The sequence below is a fragment of the Azospirillum tabaci genome (genome assembly GCF_014596085.1).
GTDB lineage: Bacteria > Pseudomonadota > Alphaproteobacteria > Azospirillales > Azospirillaceae > Azospirillum > Azospirillum tabaci.
Genome location: NZ_JACCJY010000014.1, coordinates 25,338 through 46,197 on the forward strand (window position 1 = coordinate 25,338; position 20,860 = coordinate 46,197).

21 protein-coding genes are annotated in these 20,860 nt (G+C 69.0%); 16 read left to right on the forward strand and 5 right to left on the reverse strand.

Annotation, left to right across the window (positions count from 1 at the left end; all coding sequences use genetic code 11):
• Positions 1-3: 3 nt before the first annotated feature.
• Positions 4-798 (forward strand): RadC family protein, encoded by a 795-nt coding sequence (radC, locus tag H0B54_RS14525; RefSeq protein WP_188260920.1) that lies wholly within the window; start codon positions 4-6, stop codon positions 796-798.
• 84 nt (positions 799-882) lie between these two features.
• Complete coding sequence (locus tag H0B54_RS14530) at positions 883-1,308, forward strand: tellurite resistance TerB family protein (RefSeq protein ID WP_188260921.1); 426 nt, start codon at positions 883-885, stop codon at positions 1,306-1,308.
• 25 nt (positions 1,309-1,333) lie between these two features.
• Here H0B54_RS14530 and H0B54_RS14535 read toward each other — a convergent pair whose 3' ends face one another.
• Positions 1,334-4,588, reverse strand: coding sequence for a bifunctional diguanylate cyclase/phosphodiesterase (locus H0B54_RS14535; protein ID WP_188260922.1), 3,255 nt, complete (start codon positions 4,586-4,588; stop codon positions 1,334-1,336).
• Between the two features lie 336 nt (positions 4,589-4,924).
• Between H0B54_RS14535 and purB the strand changes: the two genes are divergently transcribed.
• On the forward strand, positions 4,925-6,220 hold the full coding sequence (gene purB / locus H0B54_RS14540) for an adenylosuccinate lyase (protein ID WP_188260923.1): 1,296 nt from the start codon (positions 4,925-4,927) through the stop codon (positions 6,218-6,220).
• 105 nt (positions 6,221-6,325) lie between these two features.
• On the opposite strand, the gene H0B54_RS14545 is transcribed toward purB, so the two are convergent.
• Positions 6,326-6,646 carry a DUF1476 domain-containing protein gene (locus H0B54_RS14545; protein WP_188260924.1) on the reverse strand — a complete coding sequence of 107 codons (321 nt, stop codon included), beginning with the start codon at positions 6,644-6,646 and terminating at the stop codon, positions 6,326-6,328.
• A 152-nt stretch (positions 6,647-6,798) separates the two neighbouring features.
• Between H0B54_RS14545 and H0B54_RS14550 the strand changes: the two genes are divergently transcribed.
• The 5 genes from H0B54_RS14550 (at position 6,799) to H0B54_RS14570 (ending at position 10,176) form a co-directional block, all read left to right on the forward strand.
• Positions 6,799-7,575 (forward strand): NRDE family protein, encoded by a 777-nt coding sequence (locus H0B54_RS14550; RefSeq protein WP_188260925.1) that lies wholly within the window; start codon positions 6,799-6,801, stop codon positions 7,573-7,575.
• 116 nt (positions 7,576-7,691) lie between these two features.
• Positions 7,692-8,456 carry a phosphoribosylaminoimidazolesuccinocarboxamide synthase gene (purC, locus tag H0B54_RS14555; protein ID WP_014239519.1) on the forward strand — a complete coding sequence of 255 codons (765 nt, stop codon included), beginning with the start codon at positions 7,692-7,694 and terminating at the stop codon, positions 8,454-8,456.
• Positions 8,457-8,501: 45 nt separating this feature from the next.
• A complete protein-coding gene (gene purS / locus H0B54_RS14560; protein WP_188260926.1) occupies positions 8,502-8,744 on the forward strand; it encodes a phosphoribosylformylglycinamidine synthase subunit PurS in 243 nt (80 codons plus the stop codon).
• A 77-nt stretch (positions 8,745-8,821) separates the two neighbouring features.
• The gene (locus H0B54_RS14565; RefSeq protein WP_188260927.1) at positions 8,822-9,490 is read left to right on the forward strand and encodes a DNA-3-methyladenine glycosylase family protein; all 669 of its coding nucleotides are present in this window, start codon (positions 8,822-8,824) and stop codon (positions 9,488-9,490) included.
• Positions 9,487-10,176 carry an MOSC domain-containing protein gene (locus H0B54_RS14570; RefSeq protein ID WP_188260928.1) on the forward strand — a complete coding sequence of 230 codons (690 nt, stop codon included), beginning with the start codon at positions 9,487-9,489 and terminating at the stop codon, positions 10,174-10,176. Before H0B54_RS14565 ends, H0B54_RS14570 begins: the two co-directional genes overlap by 4 nt.
• Positions 10,177-10,180: 4 nt before the next feature.
• Here the strand turns inward: H0B54_RS14570 and H0B54_RS14575 are convergent, their stop codons facing one another.
• The gene (locus tag H0B54_RS14575) at positions 10,181-11,353 is read right to left on the reverse strand and encodes an MFS transporter (RefSeq protein WP_188260929.1); all 1,173 of its coding nucleotides are present in this window, start codon (positions 11,351-11,353) and stop codon (positions 10,181-10,183) included.
• 101 nt (positions 11,354-11,454) lie between these two features.
• On the opposite strand from H0B54_RS14575, the gene H0B54_RS14580 reads away from it, so the two are divergent.
• The 7 genes from H0B54_RS14580 (at position 11,455) to rarD (ending at position 18,044) form a co-directional block, all read left to right on the forward strand.
• The gene (locus H0B54_RS14580) at positions 11,455-12,351 is read left to right on the forward strand and encodes a LysR substrate-binding domain-containing protein (protein ID WP_188260930.1); all 897 of its coding nucleotides are present in this window, start codon (positions 11,455-11,457) and stop codon (positions 12,349-12,351) included.
• A gap of 99 nt (positions 12,352-12,450) precedes the next feature.
• A complete protein-coding gene (gene purQ / locus H0B54_RS14585) occupies positions 12,451-13,155 on the forward strand; it encodes a phosphoribosylformylglycinamidine synthase subunit PurQ (protein WP_014239512.1) in 705 nt (234 codons plus the stop codon).
• A 32-nt stretch (positions 13,156-13,187) separates the two neighbouring features.
• Positions 13,188-15,368 carry a phosphoribosylformylglycinamidine synthase subunit PurL gene (gene purL, locus H0B54_RS14590; protein ID WP_188260938.1) on the forward strand — a complete coding sequence of 727 codons (2,181 nt, stop codon included), beginning with the start codon at positions 13,188-13,190 and terminating at the stop codon, positions 15,366-15,368.
• A 330-nt stretch (positions 15,369-15,698) separates the two neighbouring features.
• Entirely contained in the window at positions 15,699-15,938 is a 240-nt protein-coding gene (locus tag H0B54_RS14595) for a BolA family protein (RefSeq protein WP_188260931.1), read from the forward strand.
• Positions 15,939-15,997: 59 nt separating this feature from the next.
• On the forward strand, positions 15,998-16,339 hold the full coding sequence (grxD, locus tag H0B54_RS14600) for a Grx4 family monothiol glutaredoxin (protein ID WP_014239508.1): 342 nt from the start codon (positions 15,998-16,000) through the stop codon (positions 16,337-16,339).
• 180 nt (positions 16,340-16,519) lie between these two features.
• Positions 16,520-16,954, forward strand: coding sequence for a hypothetical protein (locus H0B54_RS14605; RefSeq protein ID WP_188260932.1), 435 nt, complete (start codon positions 16,520-16,522; stop codon positions 16,952-16,954).
• A gap of 100 nt (positions 16,955-17,054) precedes the next feature.
• Positions 17,055-18,044: an EamA family transporter RarD gene (gene rarD / locus H0B54_RS14610; RefSeq protein ID WP_188260933.1), complete on the forward strand. Its 990-nt coding sequence runs from the start codon at positions 17,055-17,057 to the stop codon at positions 18,042-18,044.
• Between the two features lie 17 nt (positions 18,045-18,061).
• On the opposite strand, the gene H0B54_RS14615 is transcribed toward rarD, so the two are convergent.
• The gene (locus H0B54_RS14615) at positions 18,062-18,760 is read right to left on the reverse strand and encodes a TetR/AcrR family transcriptional regulator (RefSeq protein WP_211109381.1); all 699 of its coding nucleotides are present in this window, start codon (positions 18,758-18,760) and stop codon (positions 18,062-18,064) included.
• Positions 18,761-18,950: 190 nt separating this feature from the next.
• On the opposite strand from H0B54_RS14615, the gene H0B54_RS14620 reads away from it, so the two are divergent.
• Entirely contained in the window at positions 18,951-20,054 is a 1,104-nt protein-coding gene (locus H0B54_RS14620; protein WP_188260935.1) for an alkene reductase, read from the forward strand.
• Positions 20,055-20,472: 418 nt separating this feature from the next.
• Here H0B54_RS14620 and H0B54_RS29785 read toward each other — a convergent pair.
• On the reverse strand, positions 20,473-20,860 hold a 388-nt coding region (locus H0B54_RS29785; protein ID WP_246472529.1), incomplete at its 5' end, for an AbrB/MazE/SpoVT family DNA-binding domain-containing protein.

The following is a 20,860-nucleotide window of genomic DNA, read 5'->3' on the forward strand; positions in this document are numbered from 1 at the left end:
GGGATGGCGGGACGGAAGAGCGCGAAGCGAGCGGGGGATGCGGAGGAGGCTCAGGAGCTTCCCGGGCTGGAGCCGTCCGCAACCTCCCCCCTGGCCGTTCCCGACCTGGAGGAACCCCATCACAAGGGTCACCGTCAGCGGCTCTACACCCGCTTTCTCGACGGCGGGCCGGACGCGCTCCAGGATTATGAGCTGCTGGAGATGATCCTCTTCGCGGTCAACCCGCGCCGCGATGTGAAGCCGCTGGCCAAGGCGCTGATCCGCGATTTCGGCGACATCTGGAGCGTCGTCAACGCCCCGCCGCCCCGCCTGCGCGGCTATTGCGTGGGGGAGGTCTCGCTGGCCTCCGACAAGGCCGTCGCGACGCTGCGGGCGGTCGGGGCGGCGGCGCTGCGCGGAATGCGGCAACAGGTGATGGACCGGCCCGTGCTGGCCAACTGGCAGTCGCTGCTGGACTACTGCACCGCCGCCATGGCGCACCAGCCGATGGAGCAGTTCCGCCTGCTTTTCCTCGACCGCAAGAACAAGCTGATCGCCGACGAGGTGCAGCAGACCGGCACGGTGGACCACACCCCGGTCTACCCGCGCGAGGTGGTCAGGCGCGCGCTGGAGCTGTCGGCCAGCGCCATCATCCTGGTGCACAACCACCCCTCCGGCGACCCCACCCCCAGCCGCGCCGATGTGGAGATGACCAAGGAGATCCTGCGCGCCGCCCACAGCCTGGGCATCGCGGTCCACGACCATGTCATCGTCGGCAGGGGCAAGCACGTCAGCTTCAAAGCCCAAGGGTTGATGTAGCCGCAACCCTGTTCTGCGGGTCCATCTTGTCGCCCGGACCAGCGCCCCCATATGTGCGGCGTTCGTCACCATAGAGGTAGCACCATGGGCCTTTTCGACATGTTCAAGGGATCGGCGCCGCTGGATCTCACCCCCCGCCGGTCGCTGGTCGTTTCGCTGATCTACTGCATGGGCTCGGACGGGGAGCTGGACCCGGAGGAGGTCGGCCACCTGCTGTCCGTGATGGGACGCAGCGCCACGCGGGAGGAACTGGACCGCTGCTTCAAATACGCGCGCAGCACCCCGCCCGACGCCTTCCTGGCCGCCGCCACGCCGAACCTGAACGAGCAGCAGCGGCTGTGCATCCTGCTGAACATGATCGACAGCGCCATGGCCGATGGCCAGGCCGAACAGGGCGAGCGTGACCTGATCGCGCGCTTCCAGCAGGCCTTCGGCCTCGACGACGCCAAGCTCGGCCCCTATTTCCAGGCGCTGGTCGCCAAGAACGACCGCAGCGTGCTGGGGGCGTAAGGCCGCCCTCGCGGCACATCGCCCGTCAGCCAACCGCCTCCCCGACCGCTTCAGGGGCGGCGGCGTGACGGGCGATGAAGGCCACGAACTCGTCGTAGGGCATGGGGCGGCCCAGCAGATAGCCCTGGATCTGGTCGCAGCCCAGCCGGGCGAGCCCGCCGAACTGCTCCTCCGTCTCCACCCCTTCGGCCAGGGTCTGCATGCGCAGCGAGCGCGCCATGCCGATGATCGCCTCGGCGATGGCCCCGCCGTCGGAGCCGTCGGTCAGGCTGGTCACGAAGGAGCGGTCGATCTTCAGCTTGTCGACGCGGAAGCGCTTCAGATAGCTGAGGCTGGAATAGCCGGTGCCGAAATCGTCGATGGCCAGCGCCACCCCCATCTCCCGCAGCCGGGCGAAGGTCCCGGTGACCATGTCGGACTCGTCCATCAGGACGCTTTCCGTCACCTCCAGCTCCAGGCAGCGGGCCGGCACCTTGTAGGCGTCCAGCCAGAAGGCCACGCGGTCGGCCAGACCGGGACGGCGCAGTTGCACCGCCGACAGGTTGATGGCGATGAGCAGCGGATGGCCGTGGGCGAGCAGGTCGGCGGCGCGGCGGCAGGCCTCGCCCAGCACCCAGTCGCCGATCGGCTGGATCAGGCCGGTGTCCTCGGCCACGGGAATGAACTGGTCGGGCGGGATCATCGTGCCGTCGCGGCGGCGCCAGCGCAGCAGGCCCTCCGCCCCGACGAGGCGGCGGCCGTCCACCGCGAACTGCGGCTGGAAATGCAGTTCCAGCTCGTTGTCGGCCAGGGCGTGGCGCAGGTTGCTTTCCAGCCACATCCGCTCCGACGCCCGCTTGTTCAGCTCCGGCGTGAAGAACTGGTGGTTGGCGCGCCCCGCCTCCTTGGCGGCGTACATCGCCATGTCCGCGCATTTCAGAAGCGCGTCGATGGACGGCGCGTCGTCGGGATAGAGCGCGATGCCGATGGACGGGGAGATTTGCAGCTCGTGCCCGTCCACTGGGAAAGATTCCGTCATCACGCGCAGCACCTTGCGGGCCACCGAGCAGGCCGCGTCCGGACCGTCCAGGTCGTTGAGGAGGATGACGAACTCGTCGCCGCCCTGGCGGCTGACGGTGTCGCTGGCCCGCACCGTCTCCAGGAGCCGCGCCCCCACCGCGCGCAGCAGCCGGTCGCCGACGCCGTGCCCCAGGCTGTCGTTGATGGTCTTGAAGCGGTCGAGATCGACGAACAGCAGGCCCACCTTGGTGCCGTGCCGGTCGGCGGCGAGCATCGCGCGCTCCAGCCGGTCGCGCAGCAGGAAGCGGTTGGGCAGGTCGGTCAGGAAGTCGTACTGCGCCAGATGCCGGATGCGCTCCTCCTGGGCGCGCTTCTCGGTGATGTCGGAGAAGGCGGCGATGTAGTTGACGGCCTCCCCCGCCTCGTTGCGCACCATCTGGATGCTGAGCCACTCCGGATAGACCTCTCCGGATTTGCGCTTGTTCCAGATCTCGCCGGACCAGTGGCCCTCCCCCTTCAACTTCACCCACATCTCAGCGTAGAAGGCGCCGTCCTGCCGGCCCGAGGCGAGCATGGCCGGATCGCCGCCGATCACCTCCTCGCGGCTGTAGCCGGTGATGCGGCAGAAGGCGTCGTTCACCGCGACGATGCGGTTCCTCTCGTTGGTGACGACCATGCCTTCGGCGGCGTTGTCGAACACCTTGGCGGACAACCGAAGCTCCCACTCCGCGCGCTTGCGCTCCGAGATGTCGCGGGCGATGGCGCAGTAATAGGCGTCGCCGTCGTAGGTGACGCGACTGGCCGTCACCTCCAGCTCCAGCGCGCGCCCGTCGCGCGTGTGGTAGAGAGTCTCGTAATGGGCCGACGCCTCGGCCGCCTCGTCGCGGAAGCGCTCCAGCAGGTCGGCGTGGCTGCCGGCCAGCCCGGCCAGCGGGGCGCCCAGCGCGGCGCAGCCGAAGGGGTTGACGTAGGCGATGCGCAGCTCCGCATCCGCCAGCACGACGATCTCGGACACATGGTCCACGAAGAAATTGGCGAGGTAGAGCTGCCGCGCCCGCTCGCGCAGCATGCTGTCGCTCTCCCGCATGTTGGACTGGTAGCCGCGGACGATGCGGCGGACCCAGCCGGTGACCAGCCAGGACACCCAGGCCGACGCGCCCAGCGCCAGCGCCAGCACCGCCACTGTGGTCAGGATCCGCTTCTTCATGCCGGCGCTGATCTCGGCCCGCCGCTGCGCCAGCACGGCGTCGATGTCGTCGGTGTAGAATCCGGCGACCAGCACCCACCCCCAGACGTCCGGTGCCGTGGCGTAGGACAGTTTCGGCGCCGGGCGCCCCGTCACCGGATGCACCCAGTCGAAGCGCAGCTCCCCGCCGCCCTGCCGGCCGGCCTCCAGCAGACGGGTGACCAGATCCCGCTCCGTCTCCCAGGGCAGGTCGCGGGCGTTTTTGCCCTCCGCCGCCGGGGAAGTCGGGGAGAGCAGCACCTCGCCATCCTCCCGCAGAACGGCGATGAAACCGGAATCCCCGAAACGCCGGGCGCGCAGCCGCTCCAGGGTCTCGCGCTGGAGCTTCTCCTCCACCGCACCGATGTAATCGCCGGTGCCGATCAGCCAGTTGAACGGCTCGAACCGGCGGACATAGGCGAACTTGTCGGACATGCTGTGCGGGTTGCCCGGCGCGTACCAGCGGTAGCGGGTGAAGCCCTGCATCTCCGGATCGTCCACGGCGCGGATCAGGTTGCGCATGATCGGGCGCCCCTGGTCGTCGCGGTTGTCGAGCAGCGAGCTGCCCTCCCGCTGCGGGTCGGTGGGCAGAAGCACGCAGGTGCCCTGCAGGTCGTCGATGAAGTAGTAGCCGCGCCCGGCGAAGAAACGCAGGGGCCGCAGGGTCTCCTTGATCGACTGCCGGATCGACTCCTCGGGCAGATACTCCTTCTCGCGCTCGTAGATGGTCCAGGCGATGCCGTAGGCCTCGTCGACCTTGGCGCGCAGCTCGGCGCGCAGCAGCGGTTCGGTGCGCGACCGCATGTAGGCGAGGTAGGAACGCGCGTTCTCCAGCTCCTCCTGCAGGGTCTGGCGCTGCACTTCCAGGTAGCGCGCTTCGGTCTGCTTCAGGTCGGCTTCGAAGTCCAACCGGTGCTGCCAGATGAAATAGGCGCCCAAGCCCACCACCACCGCCGCAACCAGAAACAGGGAGGTCAGGAACTGCAGACGGTAAAGGCGCCTTTCGTCCGAAGTCCGGGACGGCTCGCGCATCAACTCGGCGATCGGATCGGACAACGAAAGCCCTCCTGGAACCACGCCCGGCGTTGCCCGTCCGCGGCGCATATGCCACATCATTAGTGCGCGTGGGCGGGACTCGGCAAGGTCAAGGTGAGGAAGTCGGCGCGACGAATTGCCAGTCTTTGCGATTTTTCCGGGAAGACAAGCCTGTCCTTGGAAACCTTATGACGCGTACATCGCGCCCAAAGGGGCTGCGAAGGGGCTTTGCAGCGCCGTCCGGCGCGGTTATGGTCCCGCGCGCGAGCAACAGGGGGCGGTTTCCGCCGCTGCAAAGTCCCGATGCGCCCCCCGCCCGCCCCCGAGCGTTCAGGTCCGCCATCCCCGGAGAGTCCGATGATCCCCCGCTACACCCGCCCCGAAATGGCCCGCATCTGGGAGCCGGAGAACCGGTTCCGCATCTGGTTCGAGATCGAGGCGCACGCCTGCGACGCGCAGGCGGAGCTGGGGGTCATCCCGAAGGAGGCCGCCGCCGCCGTGTGGGAGCGCGGCAAGTGGGAGATCGATCGCATCGACGAGATCGAGCGGGAGACCCGCCACGACGTCATCGCCTTCCTGACCAACCTCGCCGAACATGTCGGGCCGGAGGCGCGCTTCGTTCACCAGGGCATGACCTCGTCGGACGTGCTGGACACCTGCCTCGCCGTGCAGATGACCCAGGCCGCCGACCTGCTGCTCGATGACCTGGACAAGCTGCTGGCCGTTCTGAAGCGCCGCGCCTACGAGCACAAGGACACCGTCACCATCGGGCGCAGCCACGGCATCCACGCCGAGCCGACGACCTTCGGCCTGAAGCTGGCCGGCCATTACGCCGCCTTCGCCCGCGGGCGCGAGCGTCTGGTCCAGGCGCGCGCCGACATCGCCACCTGCGCCATCTCCGGCGCGGTCGGCACCTTCGCCAACATCGACCCGCGGGTGGAACAGCACGTCGCCGCCAAGATGGGGCTGACGCCGGAACCGGTGTCCACCCAGGTCATCCCGCGCGACCGCCACGCCTTCTACTTCTCGGTTCTGGGCGTCATCGCCTCGTCGATCGAGAATCTGGCCGTGGAGATCCGCCACCTGCAGCGCACCGAGGTGCGCGAGGCGGAGGAGTATTTCCATCCGGGCCAGAAGGGCTCCTCGGCGATGCCGCACAAGCGCAACCCGGTGCTGTCGGAGAACCTGACGGGTCTGGCGCGCATCGTGCGCGCCGCCGTCGTCCCGGCGCTGGAGAACGTCGCCCTGTGGCACGAGCGCGACATCTCCCACAGCTCGGTCGAGCGCATGTTCGGCCCCGACGCCACGGTGACGCTGGACTTCGCGCTGGCCCGCCTGACCGGCATGATGGACAAGCTGGTGGTCTATCCGGAGCGCATGCAGAAGAACCTGGACGACCTGGGCGGCCTGGTCTTCTCGCAGCGCGTCCTGCTGGCCCTGACCCAGGCCGGGATGAGCCGCGAGGACAGCTACAAGGCGGTGCAGCGCAACGCCATGCAGGTGTGGGAGAAGGGCGGCAACTTCCTGGACCTGCTGTCGTCGGACGCGGACGTCGCGAAGCACATCTCCCGCGAGACGCTGGCCCCGATGTTCGACATGACCTACCACACGAAGAACGTCGACATGGTGTTCAAGCGCGTGTTCGGCGAGTGATCGGTCGGGGGCTTCGCTGATCCTCGGAGCCCCCACCCTTCCCGCTTCGCGGGCCCCTTCCCTCCCCTGCGAGAGCGGGGGAGGGTCAGGGAGGGGGCAAGACCCTTACTCCGCGTGCACCTGCTGGCGGGCGACGTCCAGCAGACGGGCCAGTTCCTTCTCCACGCGGTGGTCGGAGATGTCGACGCCCCTGGCGTGCAGGTCGGCCGCCAGACGGTCACGGACGTCGTGCGGGCCGGTGGCCGAAATGTCGGCGTCGATGATCTGGCGGACGTAGGCGTCGGCCTCGCCACCCGTCAGGCCCAGCAGGCTCGCGGCCCACAGCCCCGCCAGCCGGTCGCGGCGCGCGCGAATCCTGAAGAGCAGGTCCTGGTCGTGCTGGAACTTGTTCTCGAAGGCCCTCTCGCGCTCGTCGAAGATCGTCATGGGACCCGGCTCCTTGGATTGGTTTTGCGCTCCCAGATACAAGACTATATAGCCGGTGGATCGGGCGTCGTCATCGCCCCCACCCACCGGCCAATCGGCGAATCCGGCGTGCGGCGACATACCCAAGAGGGAAGCGGAAGGCAAGATTCCCCATGTGCAGCGTGATCCTCCTGCGACGACCGGACGCAACATGGCCCCTGATCCTGGGCGCCAACCGCGACGAGATGGCCGGACGGCCCTGGAAGGCGCCCGGCCGCCACTGGCCCGACCGTCCCAACGTCGTCGCCGGACTGGACGAGCTGGCCGGCGGCTCCTGGCTGGGCCTGAACGACGAAGGGGTCGTCGCCGCCGTGCTGAACCGCATGGGCACGCTGGGGCCGGAGGCCGGCAAGCGGTCGCGCGGGGAACTGGTGCTCGACGCGCTGGATTTCGCCGACGCGGCGGAGGCGGCGCTGGCCATGGCGCAGCTCGACACGCGGGCCTACCGCCCCTTCAACCTGCTGATCGCCGACAACCGGGACGCCCGTCTGCTGGTGCATCGTGGCCCCTCCCCGCGCAACCGCCCGGAGGTGATCGAGATCCCCGAAGGCGCGCACATGATCACCGCCAGCGATCTGGACGACGTGGCGGAGGACCCGCGGCAGGCCCAGTATCTGCCCCTCTTCCAGCACGCAGCACCGCCCGACCCGGAGCGGGGCGAGGACGGGAACCTGTGGGGTGGCTGGCCGGAACTGCTGGCGAGCCGCATCTGGGACGGCGAGCGGGGCGAGCGCGGGGCGATGAACTTCCTGCTGCCGACCGGCTTCGGCACGGTGTCGAGCGCGCTGATCGCCCTGCCCGCCGTGGAGCGCCCGGACCTGGACCCCGTTTGGCACTTCGCCGCCGGCCGCCCTCACGAGGCGCCGTGGCAGCCCGTCTCGTTGGGGTAGGGGCCGCCGCGGACCCCGCGCATTGTGTTCCCTGGGCCAGCTTGCTATATCACTCGTGCATATCCCCTGGACCGGTCACCCGCCGGTCCAGGCTACACGTTTTTGGACGATCTCTCATGACACGACGTCGGCGCATCTACGAAGGCAAGGCGAAGGTCCTGTTCGAAGGTCCGGAGCCGGGCACGCTGGTGCAGTACTTCAAGGACGACGCGACCGCCTTCAACAACCAGAAGAAGGGCATCATCACCGGCAAGGGGGTGCTGAACAACCGCATCTCCGAATACCTGATGAGCCGTTTGTCGGAAATCGGCGTACCGACGCACTTCGTGCGCCGTCTGAACATGCGCGAGCAGCTGGTTCGCGAGGTCGAGATCATCCCCATCGAGCTGGTCGTGCGCAACACCGCCGCCGGCTCGCTGTCCAAGCGCTTCGGCATCCCCGAGGGGACCCCGCTGCCGCGCTCGATCATCGAGTATTATTACAAGTCCGACGAGCTGAACAATCCCATGGTCACCGAGGAGCACATCACGGCCTTCGGCTGGGCGGCTCCGCAGGACCTCGACGACATGGTGGCGCTGTCGCTCCGCGTGAACGATTATCTGTCGGGCCTCTTCCTCGGCATCGGCCTGCGGCTGGTGGACTTCAAGCTGGAGTTCGGCCGGCTGTGGGAGAACGAGGAGATGCGCATCGTCCTGGCCGACGAGATCAGCCCCGACAACTGCCGCCTGTGGGACATCAAGACCAACGAGAAGCTGGACAAGGACCGTTTCCGCCAGGATCTCGGTCAGGTCGAGGAAGCCTACCAGGAGGTCGCCCGGCGCCTCGGCATTCTGCCCGAAGGCGGCCCGGTGGACGTCAAGGGTCCCAAGACCGTTCAGTAATCAGTTTTCCCAACCCATCAGCACCATCAAGCGAGCGGACATCCGATGAAGGCGAAGGTTCACGTCACCCTCAAGCGCGGCGTTCTCGACCCCCAGGGCAAGGCCATCGCGCACGCGCTGCACACGCTGGGCTTCGACGGCGTCGAGGACGTCCGCGCCGGCAAGGTCATCGAGCTTCAGCTGAAGAGCACCGACGAGGCCACCGCCCGCAAGGAGGTCGAGGCCATGTGCACCAAGCTGCTGGCCAACACCGTGATCGAGGACTACGCGATCGAGCTGGTGGCCTGAGGCGGCCTCCGCTCAATCCTGCCTGTCGGAAAATGGGGGATGCGCAACCGCCGCGCATCCCCCATTTTCGTTCGATCATGTCCATCGACCATCTCTCCGCGCTCGATCCCATCTTCGCCGAGTCCCTGCGCGTCGGCGGTCCGACGGTGCGCGACTTCCGCCGCCCGGACGGCTTCTCCGGCCTGCTCTGCCTGATCATCGAGCAGCAGTTGTCCACCACGGTCGCCGCGGCGCTGTGGGCCAAGCTCCAGGCCATGGTCGGGGTGGTGACCCCCGACGCCATCCTGGCCCTGCCCGACGAGGATCTGCGGGCCTGCGGCCTGTCGCGCCAGAAGATCGGCTACGCCCGCGGGCTGGCCCAGACCGTCGCGGACGGCCGGCTCGACTTCGACGCCATTCACCAAATGGACGACGAGGAGGCCATTGCCGCCCTGATCGCGCTGAAGGGCATCGGGCGCTGGACCGCCGAGATCTACCTGATGATGGCACTCGGCCGGCCGGATATCTGGCCGGTCGGCGACCTCGCCATCCAGCTCGGCGTGCAGCGGCTGAAGGGCTGGGCGGAGAAGCCGACCCAGGCGCAGCTCCTCGCCGTCGCCGAGCCCTGGCGCCCGCACCGCAGCCTCGCCGCCCAGCTCGTCTGGCACCATTATGTGGCCCTGCAGGAGCAGGCCAGAGCCATGAAGGCGACCAGACCGAAACCGGCCAAAGACAAGAAGACGCCCAAAGGAAAGACGACACCGTGACCGAGACCACCATCACCGCCGTCCTCGTCGGCAAGGCCGCTCCCTTCGGCCCGCCGGGACGGACCAGCGCCATCGCCAAGTTCCCGGTGGACGGCCCGCGCGCCGTCGGCCCCGAAGGCTTCCTGGACGACGAGCAGGCCGACCGCCGCGTCCATGGCGGGCCGGACAAGGCCATCCATCATTACCCGCTGGACCACCACCCGGCGTGGCGGGACGAGCTGGGCGCAGAGGTGCCGCTGCTCGGCCAGCCCGGCGCCTTCGGCGAGAACATCGCGACGCTGGGCCTGACCGAGGCCGACGTCTGCGTCGGCGACCGCTTCCGCGCCGGCACCGCGCTGCTGGAAGTCGCCCAGGCCCGCCAGCCCTGCTGGAAGCTGAACCACCGCTTCACCGTGCCCGACATGGCCAAGCGCGTCCAGACCACCGGGCGCACCGGCTGGTACTATCGCGTGCCGGAACCCGGCGCGATCGGCCCCGGCGACCGGCTGACCCTGGTCGAGCGCCCCTACCCGCAATGGACGCTCGCCCGGTTGCTGCACGTCCTCTATGTGGACACGCAGAATCGTGACGCCCTGGCGGAGATGGCCTCCCTGCCCGTCTTGGCCCAGACGTGGCGGACGCTGGCCGAACGCCGGCTGACCCAGGGCGTCGAGGATTGGAGCAAACGCCTGAACGGCGGAGACTGATTTCTCAGCGGCGGGCGGCCGCCCACAGCACCCCCGCCGCCCCCACCGCCACCAGCGCCAGGACGGCGGAGAGCAGAAGCGCCGCCGTCTCCCCCGCCCGCTCGATGATGACCGCGTAGCCCATCGGCGCCAGGGCGGCGGCGTAGAAGCTGGGCACCAGCAGCCGCCCGACCGTCCGGCCGTAGCTCTGCGGGTCGAACAGCACCAGCGGCAGCGTGCCGCGCACGATGGTCGCCAGCCCGGCCCCCGCCCCGAACAGCAGGGAGAAGGCGACGCCGGCCGCCAGCACCTCGCCGCTCCACAAGCCGATCAGGAAGCCGGGCAGCAGCAGGCCGCAGGCGAGCAGCGCCAGGGCGGTGGGGTGCAGGCGGGACCCGGACAGCACCTCGCACAGCCGGGCCGAGGACTGGCCGACGCCGCGCACCGTGGAGATCCACACCGCCGCCGCGGGCGCCGCCCCCAGCCCGACCAGGATGCCGATCATGTGCGCCGACATCGCCGAGGTCAGCACCCCCACCGCCGTGGTCATCACCATGTAGAACAGCGGCGCCACCCAGCTCCGCCGCGGGCCAACGGGTCCGGCGGGTTCCGTCCCGGCGGGCGGCGCCGGGCGCACGTAGCGGTCGGACGGGATGGCCGCGTGCAGCGGGATCGTCAGAAGCGCGATCACGGCGTAGGCGACCAGGGCGCCGCGCCAGCCCCAGGCGTCGGCCATCGCCTGCCCCACCGGCCAGAGCACGGTGGAGGCCAGCCCGCCCAGCAGCGTGATCTGCGAGATCGGCACCCGCGCCAGCGGGCCGCCCAGCCGGGCCAGGGCGGCGAAGGCCGCCTCGTACAGGCTCGCCCGCATCGCCAGACCCAGCACCAGCCAGGAGGCGTAATAGCTCACCAGCCCGGTGGAGGTGGCCAGCCCCAGGCACCCCGCCGCCGTCAGCAGCGAGCCGATGACCATCACCGGGCGCCCGCCCCAACGGTCGATGGCCCGCCCGACGCTGCCCGACACCACCCCCATGACCAGAAGCGCCGCCGTGAAGCCGCCGAAGGCCACCGGCAGGCTCAGGCCCAGGTCCGCAGCCATGGGGTTTCCGAAAATGGCGATCAGGTAATAGGAGATCCCCCAGCACAGCAGCTGCGAGACGCCGAGGAACCAGACCAGCCGGCGGGTGATGTGAGACATGACGGACCAGGGGACGACGGAAAGCGGCAGGCACCCTAGCCAGCCGGTAGGAAACCGACAAACGACTTGTCTTCCGCCGACCGGTGAGAAAAGCTCAACGGATGTCCTCCCGCTTCCCACCGCTGAACGCCCTGCGCGCCTTCGTCGCCGCCGCCCGCCATTCCAGCTTCCGCCTCGCCGCGGAGGAGCTGAACGTCACCCCCGGCGCGGTCAGCCGCCAGATCCGCAGCCTGGAACTCTTTCTCGGCGTTCCCCTGTTCGATCGCAGCCAGCGGCAGGTCCGGCTGACCGAGGCCGGGGCGCGCTACTTCACCCGCATCGCCGACCTGTTCACCGAGATCCAGCAGGCGACCGACACGCTGCTCGACGGCGACGGGCGGCGGACGCTGCGGGTGGACTGCATCCCGACCTTCGCCATGCACTGGCTGCTGCCGCGCCTCCCCCTGTTCCAGCAGCGCTTCCCCGAGCTGGCGGTGTCGCTGTCCACCGCCCCCGGCCCGATCGACATCGGCCGTCCCTTCGACTACGCCATCCGCCGCGACCCCGCCCATTTCGCCGGGCTGAAGCCGCTGCCGCTGATGCGCGAGCATTGCGTGCCGGTGTGCAGCCCGTCCCTGCCGGGGCTGGAGACGCTGCGCAGCCCCGCCGACCTGACCCGCCGGACGGTCATCACCATCCGCGCCCGCGCCGACCTGCTGCCGGCCTGGAGCACGGCGCACGGGCTGGAGCTGGACGCCTTCCGCAACCGGATGGAGGTCGACCACACCTACTTCGCCATCCAGGCGGCCGAGGACGGGCTGGGCGTCGCCATCGTGCCGCGGCTGTTCGTGGAACGCCCGCTGGAAACCGGGCGGCTGACCGCGCCGCTGGGGTCCGAAGGGGTGGTGTCCGGCCACTATTACCTGCTGGAAAGCCGCCAGCGCGGCCACACCGAGGCGCCCGCCTTCCCCGATTGGCTGCGAGAACAGGCCGCCGGCGCGTCAACGCAGGGCCGATAAGGGAGAATGGCGGGGTCCTTGCCCTTGCTTTGACGGGGCGGGGCCTTTAGTGTCCGGCCTCGAACCGTTCCCCCCACGACGCCGGATTTTCCAAGCCCCATGAAGGCCGCCGTCATCGTTTTCCCCGGCTCCAACCGCGAACGCGACGCCGTCGCCGCGCTGGAGGCCGCCAGCGGAACCAAGCCGCATCTGGTCTGGCACCGCGACACCGAACTGCCCAAGGTCGATCTCATCCTCGTGCCGGGCGGCTTCTCCTATGGCGACTATCTGCGCTCCGGCGCCATGGCGGCGCACTCGCCGATCATGCGCGAGGTCAAGGCGCGGGCCGATCAGGGCGTGCGGGTGCTCGGCATCTGCAACGGCTTCCAGATCATCACCGAGGCGGGGCTGCTGCCCGGCGCGCTGATGCGCAACGCCAAGCTGAAGTTCATCTGCCGCACGGTGCATCTGCGGGTGGAGAACACGGACAGCCCCTTCACGGCCAAGTACCGCAAGGGCCAGATCGTCCGCTACCCGGTGGCGCACGGCGACGGCAACTACTGGACCGACGCCGAGACGGTGAAGCGGCTGGACGGCGAGGGCCAGGTGGCCTTCCGCTACGTCAGCGACGAGGGCGACGCCGCCCCGCGCTGGAACCGGAACGACTGGAACCCGAACGGTTCGCTGGACAACATCGCCGGCATCTTCAACGCCAAGCGCACCGTGCTCGGCCTGATGCCGCACCCCGAGGACGCGGTGTCCGCCTTCCACGGCAACACCGACGGCAAGCCCATGTTCGATGGTCTGGTGGAGGCCCTGTCGTGACCACCGCGCAGCAGCCCGAAGTCTCCCTGGAGATGGCCCGCGAGTTCGGCCTGTCCGAAGGGGAATACAACAACGCCCTGGAGATCCTGGGGCGCCAGCCGACCTACACGGAGCTGGGCATCATCTCGGTAATGTGGTCGGAGCACTGCTCCTACAAGTCGTCGAAGAAGTGGCTGATGACGCTGCCGACCACCGGCCCGCAGGTCATCTGCGGCCCCGGCGAGAACGCCGGCGTGGTCGATGCCGGCGACGGCGACGCCATCATCTTCAAGATGGAGAGCCACAACCACCCGTCCTACATCGAGCCCTTCCAGGGTGCGGCGACGGGCGTGGGCGGCATCCTGCGCGACGTGTTCACCATGGGCGCCCGGCCCATCGCGAACATGAACGCGCTGCGCTTCGGCGCGCCCGAGCATCCCAAGACCCGCCATCTGGTGTCGGGCGTGGTGGCCGGCATCGCCCATTACGGCAACTGCGTCGGCGTGCCGACGATTGGTGGCGAGACCAACTTCCACCCGGCCTACAACGGCAACATCCTGGTCAACGCGATGACCGTGGGCGTGGCCAAGGCCGACCGGATCTTCTATTCCGCCGCCGCGGGCGTCGGCAACCCGGTGGTCTATGTGGGCTCCAAGACGGGCCGCGACGGCATCCACGGCGCCACCATGGCGTCGGCCGAGTTCAGCGAGGATTCGGAGGAGAAGCGCCCGACCGTGCAGGTCGGCGACCCCTTCACCGAGAAGCTGCTGATCGAGGCCTGCCTGGAGCTGATGGAGACGGACGCCATCGTCGCCATCCAGGACATGGGTGCGGCCGGCCTCACCTCCTCCTCGGTCGAGATGGCCGGCAAGGGCGGGCTCGGCATCGAGCTGGTGCTCGACGACGTGCCGATGCGCGAGGAGGGGATGACCCCCTACGAGATCATGCTCTCCGAAAGCCAGGAGCGCATGCTGATCATCCTGAAGCCCGGCCGCGAGGAGGTCGCCAAGGCGATCTTCGACAAGTGGGAGCTGGACTTCGCCGTGATCGGCACGCTGACCGACACCGGCAAGCTGGTCATCAAGATGCACGGCCAGACCTGGTGCGACATGCCGATCGCGCCGGTGTCCAACGCCTCGCCGCTCTACGACCGTCCGTGGGAGCCGACCCCGGCCGCCGCGGAGCTGGAGGACGCCGTGCGCGCCCTGCCGGCGGACAAGTCGCTGGGCGACATCCTGGAAAAAATCATGTCCTGCCCCGATCAGGCGTCCAAGCGCTGGATCTGGGAGCAGTATGACAGCCTCGTGAACGGCGACACCCGCTTCATGTCCGGTCAGGCCGACGCGGGCGTGGTGCGGCTGCCCGGCCAGAGCAAGGGCATCGCCGTCACCACCGACTGCACCCCGCGCTACTGCCTCGCCGACCCGGTGCGCGGCGGCGCCCAGGCGGTGGCCGAGGCGTACCGCAACCTGTCCGCCGTCGGCGCCCTGCCGCTGGCCGTCACCGACAACATGAACTTCGGCAACCCCGAGAAGCCGCGGATCATGGGCCAGTTCGTCGGCGCCATCCAGGGCATGGCCGATGCCTGCCGCGCGCTGGACTTCCCAGTCGTGTCGGGCAACGTGTCGCTCTACAACGAGACCAACGGCGAGGCGATCCTGCCGACCCCGGCCATCGGCGCCGTCGGCCTGCTGCCGGACGCCATGATCGCCGTCGGCATCGCCTTCAGGAACGAGGGCGACACGATCCTGCTCGTCGGCGAGGGCACCGGCCATCTCGGCCAGTCGCTCTACCTGCGGGAGATCCTGGGCCGCGAGGACGGCCCGCCGCCGCCGGTCGATCTGGCGGTGGAGCGCCGCAACGGCGAGTTCGTCCGCGGCCTGATCGCCGAGGGTCTGGTGGTGTCGAGCCACGACATCCAGGACGGCGGCCTGCTGGTCACCGTGGCCGAGATGGCCATGGCCGGCGGCGTCGGCGCCAACCTGTCGGGCCTCGACGGCGCCGATGCCGGCACCCTGTTCGGCGAGGACCAGGGCCGCTACGTCCTGGCCGTCCGTCCGGAGAAGGCCGCCGCGGTGCAGGAAAAGGCGAAGGCGGCCGGCGTGCCGGTGAGCGTGCTCGGCAAGACCAACGGCACGGCCTTGACCGGCCGTGGCGGCGAGGCGATCACCATCGCCCGCCTGAAGAAGGCCAACGAGGCCTGGCTGCCCGGTTACATGGCCGCCGCCGAGTGATCGGACGCGGTTGAGGGTTCGAAGAACGGAAGGCCGGGCCATCGCCCGGCCTTTTCGTTTCGGGGCGGAGTCTTGCCCCCACCCTTCCCACGGCTTCGCCGCGGGCCCCTTCCCTCCCCCGCTGGGCGGGAGAGGGAGAACAGTCCCCTCCCCTGCGAAGCGGGGGAGGGTTAGGGAGGGGGCAAGGCTTGAGGGGGCAGGAGCTTCGGCACCACCAAACCCTTCGCACCGCGGAATGTCGTCGCTTCTCCGGTGACAAACCCGGCCGCTCCGCCTAATTATACGGGCAGCGCCCGCATGGGCAGGGATTGACGGAACAGGATGACGGCCATGGCGATGGAAGCCGCGGTGATCGAGAAGCTCATCAGGGAAGGCATCCCGGACGCGACGGTGGAGATCGCCGACCTGCGCGGCGACGGCGACCATTACGCCGCGCTGGTCACCTCCGCCGCCTTCAAGGGCAAGTCGCGCGTGCAGCAGCACCAGATGGTCTACGCCGCCCTCCAGGGCAAGATGGGCGGGGAGCTGCACGCCCTCGCCCTGACGACCGCCGTGCCGGAAGGCGCGTAGGACGGCATCCCGCAAGACACCCCGCAAGTCACGATGACATCGTAAGAAGGCCGAGAGACATGGTTGACCAGAACGTCAAGGATCGCATCGAGCAGGACATCAAGGGCAACGATGTCGTGCTGTACATGAAGGGCACGCCCGTCTTCCCGCAGTGCGGCTTCTCCGCCGCCGTCGTCCAGGTGCTCAGCACCGTCGGCGTGAAGTTCAAGGGCATCAACATCCTTGAGGACCCGGGCCTGCGCCAGGGGCTGAAGGACTATTCGAACTGGCCGACCTTCCCGCAGCTCTACGTCAAGGGCGAGCTGGTCGGCGGCTGCGACATCGTGCGCGAGATGTACGAGTCGGGCGAGCTGCAGTCGCTGCTGGCCGACAAGGGCGTCGCGACGGGCGCCAACGCCTGATCGGCCATCCGCGCCGCAGACGTGTGACAGCAGACGTGTGACAAAGGGCTCCGCCACCGCGGGGCCCTTTTCCTTTGGCGGAACAGGCCCCGGCCCATCCTTGTTTTTCCATCGACGAATCCGCGGAGGTGTCGGCACGGACTCGGCACGAACGAGGGGCACGGACAAGGAGGCCCGGTCATGGACAGGCGCGTGTTTCCAGCGGCGGCGCTGCTGGCACTGATGGCTCTTCCCGCTCTGGCGCAGGGCCAGGATGGAACGGTCCCCAAGCAGGAGCGGCTGACCGCCTGCCGGGACGAGGTGTCCCGCTTCTCCGACCTGTTTCTGGGCGACAAGGTGGTGGCCGGCGGGCGCAATCACACCGCCCTGACCGGTGAGCAGAAGGACCGGCTGCGCGGCCTGCTGGGCGAGGCGCGATCCGCCGCCGGCAAGGGCGATCCGGACGGCTGCGTGGACCGGCTGCGCGAGGCCCGCGCGCTGGTCCGCAATGAGGGCGTCGGCACCAACGTGCCGATCGGCCGGGGCTCGTCGGGGTCGTCCGGTTCGATGCCCCGTAGCGGCGGGCCAACCGGCAGTGGAAGCGGAAGCGGCACCACAGGCGGCGGAGGGGGCTGAGCGGGAAAACCCCTGCGGGAAATGCGGCATTCCCGGCGCGCAGTGCGGGCATGAGGGGGCGTTTCTATCGCCCATTTCTTGGGCATGGTAAAGGGGAGTCATGGCCCAGACTCCCTCCCCCTCATCGCCGCAGGCCGACGGGCGCAACCCCGCCACCCTGGGCTTCGCCGCCGCCTTGACCGCCTTCCTGATCTGGGGTGGGCTAGCGCCGATCTTCTTCAAGCAGCTCGGCAACGTCGGGGCGGTGGAGGTCGTCGCCCACCGGGTGCTGTGGACCGTGGTGCTGGTCGGCTTGTGGCTGGTGCCGACGCGCGGCCTGTCCGGCATCCTGCGCGGGGTTGGAAGCTGGCGGCGGCTGGGCATCTTCCTGGTGACGACGGCGTTGATCGGCAGCAACTGGACCATCTTCATCTGGGCCGTGAACAACGGCCATTTGGTGCAGTCCAGCCTCGGCTACTACATCAACCCGATCATCAACGTGCTGCTGGGCATGGCCTTCCTTCAGGAGCGGCTGTCGAAGCGGCAGGGCGTGGCGGTCGTGATCGCGGCGGCGGGCGTGCTGAGCCTCGTCCTGTCCTATGGCGAGGTTCCCTGGGTGGCGCTGTCGCTGGCCTTGACCTTCGGCGTCTACGCGCTGGTCCGCAAGAAGGCGGCCATCGACCCGGTGATCGGGCTGCTGGTGGAAACGGTGCTGCTGGTGCCGCCGGCCATCGCTTATCTGCTGTGGCTCGGCGCCCATGGGCTGGGGAACTTCGGCGTCCACGGGCTGGGCACCGACCTGCTGATCATCCTGACCGGCCCTGTGACGGCCATCCCGCTGGTGCTGTTCATGGTCGGCGCCGCCCGGCTGAAGCTGTCGACCATCGGCATCCTGCAGTACATCAGCCCGACCGGCCAGCTCCTGCTGGGCGTCGCGGTCTATGGCGAGGCCTTCACCTCCTCCCACCTGCTGGCCTTCGTGTGCATCTGGGTGGCGCTGGCGCTCTATTCGGCGGACGCGCTGTTCACCCACCGGGCGGCCCGCGCCGAGGCCAGGGCCGAACAGAACCGGGCGGAACAGGCCCGCGCCGCCGCCTGCCGCGCCGATTGATGGCCGATTGAGGCCGGTCAGGCCCGCGGCGCGAGGCCGTGGGCCATGGTGTGGGCGAGCGTCTTCACCACCTCGTTGACCCGGTCCGGGCAACGCCCGAACACCACCTGATCGAGGAAGCCCAGCCCGAAGCTGAGCGTGGCGATGCCCGCCGCGACATGGGCGAGGTCGGCGTCCGCCGCGATCGCCCCGCGCTCGCGGAAAATCTCCAGCCGGCTGAGCAGGCAGGGGATGCGGCTTTCCGACAGGGTACGGGCCATCTCGTTTGCGATGTCCGGATCGACCAGCGCGCGCGCCAGCATCACCCGCGTGAAGTCGCGGCACTTCCAGGCGTGGCGGAGCTGGTGCAGCAGAAACGCCGCCAGATCCTCCTCCAGATCGTCGCCCGGCGGCGGCATGGCGCAGCCGCTCCCCTCCTCGCGCCCGTAGCGTTCCACGACGGCCAGCAGCAGTCCGGCTTTCCCTGAAAAGTAGCGCTGGATCAACTGCTCGTTCACACCCGCGCGGCCCGCGATGTCGCGCGTGGTCGCGGCGTCGAAGCCACGCTCGGCGAACACCATCTTGGCCGCGTCCAGCAGGACTCCCTTGGTCGCCTCGCGATCGCGCTTGCGCGCGGGCGCGTCGGTCCCGGCGGCGCAACAGCCGTTGTCAGTCGCCGGGCCAATCGCCGGGTCGATGGCCGGGGTGTCGGTCTTGTCCACGATGCAGGCCCTCATACTGGCCGCCGATCCCTGCGGCGGCTGAATGATAATAGGTATGCACGTGCATACTTGACAAGCCCGGATGGCGCTGGCAAGTATGTACGCACATACATACCGGGCGCCGCCCAACCCGCGGACCCCCGGACCCCACTTTGGGACACCCCAACGTGGGACCCGATTTTTGAATCGAGAGGGCAACCGCATCATGACCACCGCCGATCTGTTCACGCCGCTGCGTCTTGGCTCCATGGAGTTGCCGAACCGCGTCATCATGGCGCCGATGACCCGCAGCCGCGCGGGCGAGGGCAACGTTCCCACCCCACTGATGGCCGAATATTACGGCCAGCGCGCCTCCGCCGGCCTCATCATCACCGAGGCGACGCAGGTCTCGGCCACCGCCCAGGGCTATCCCAGCACGCCGGGCATCCACACCGACGCGCAGACGCTCGCCTGGCGCCGCATCGCGGAGGAGGTCCACGCCAAGGGCGGGCTGATCGCCGCGCAGCTCTGGCACGTCGGCCGCATCTCCCACACGGAATTCCAGCCGAACGGCGCCCTGCCGGTCGCCCCCTCGGCGATCGCCGCCGCCGGCGAGTCCTACACCAGCAAGGGCTTGGCGCCCTTCCCCACCCCGCGCGCCCTGGAGACCGACGAGATTCCCGGTCTGGTCAAGGCTTTCGCCGACGCCGCCAAGCGCGCGGTCTTCGACGCCGGGCTGGACGGGGTGGAGATCCACGGCGCCAACGGCTATTTGATCGACCAGTTCCTGCGCGACCGCACCAACAAGCGCACCGACCGCTACGGCGGCGCCGTGGCGAACCGGGCCCGCTTCCTGCTGGAGATCGTGGACGCGGTGACCACCGCCGTCGGCCCCGGCCGGGTCGGTGTCCGGCTGTCGCCGACCGGCACATTCAACGACATGGCCGACAGCGACCCGCGGGCGCTCTACACCCATGTCACCGAGGCGCTGAACCCCTACGGCCTCGCCTTCCTGCACGTGATCGAAGGCCAGCCGGGCCACCACATGGCCCCGCCGGAAGGCGCCCCGCACCTCGCGGCGGAGCTGCGCCGGATCTTCAAGGGCCCCTTCATCATCAACGGCGGCTACAGCAAGGAGCAGGCCGAAGCGGCAATCGCCGCCGGCGCGGCGGACGCGGTGAGCTTCGGCGAACCCTTCATCGCCAACCCGGACCTGCCGGAACGCTTCCGTCGCGACGCGGCGCTGAACACGCCGGACAAGGCCAGCTATCACGGCGGCGACGCCCGCGGCTACACCGACTATCCGGCGCTGGAAACGGCTGACGCCTGATCCCTCTCCCCCGCGGGGATTGCCCCCGATCCCCGCACCTCAAGGCCGGGACCCGCAAGGGTTCCGGCTTTTTTTTAATGAAAGCCGGCAGCTCTATCGCGGCAGAAGTCCGGAGGTCACCGCGGTCACGGCCAGCCGGTCGGCCTCGGCTAGCATGCCGAGCCCATAGAGCACCAGATCATCTTGAAGCGTAAAAAGCTTGCAGCGGAACTTGCAGGGTTTCTTCAGACCAGCCTCGGCATAAGCGGTCAGTTCGACATCCGAAGGCCACGCGCTGTGCGCAGCACTCGTGACCATGCCGCACAGGATGTGGCCATGAGCCTGCTGAAAGTCCGCCTACGAGAGAACCAGCGCGGGCCGCCGCTTGGCTGTACCGAGGTCCGTGAAGGGAAAGGGAAGGACCACCACGGACCAGCGGTCAAAGATCATCGAACGCCTCGTCGTCCTCGGGCGAGGCCCATTTCGACAGACTGCCTTCCAGCGCTTTCAGATAAGCGGTATCGACGCTGGGCGCCTTGAGGGGCGCCTTGCGGATCACCGCCTGCCCGTCCTTCACGGAAAACAGGATCGGGTCGCCTTCCTTCAAGCCCAAGGCATCGCAGACGTCCTGGGGAATCAGCGCCCTGTTGTCGGCGGCCAGCCGCGAGATGTGCATTGCCGTCTCCATCACCCGGTGCTCCACGACAGTAGCACCGGCGGCCACGACCGCCCATCCCCAAACGAAAAAGGGCGCGCCCCGGGGGGCGGCCTTTCGCGGGTCGGCGGGGGCGCCCCGGGAGCGCGGGGTGGACTCCGCGACCCGGGGC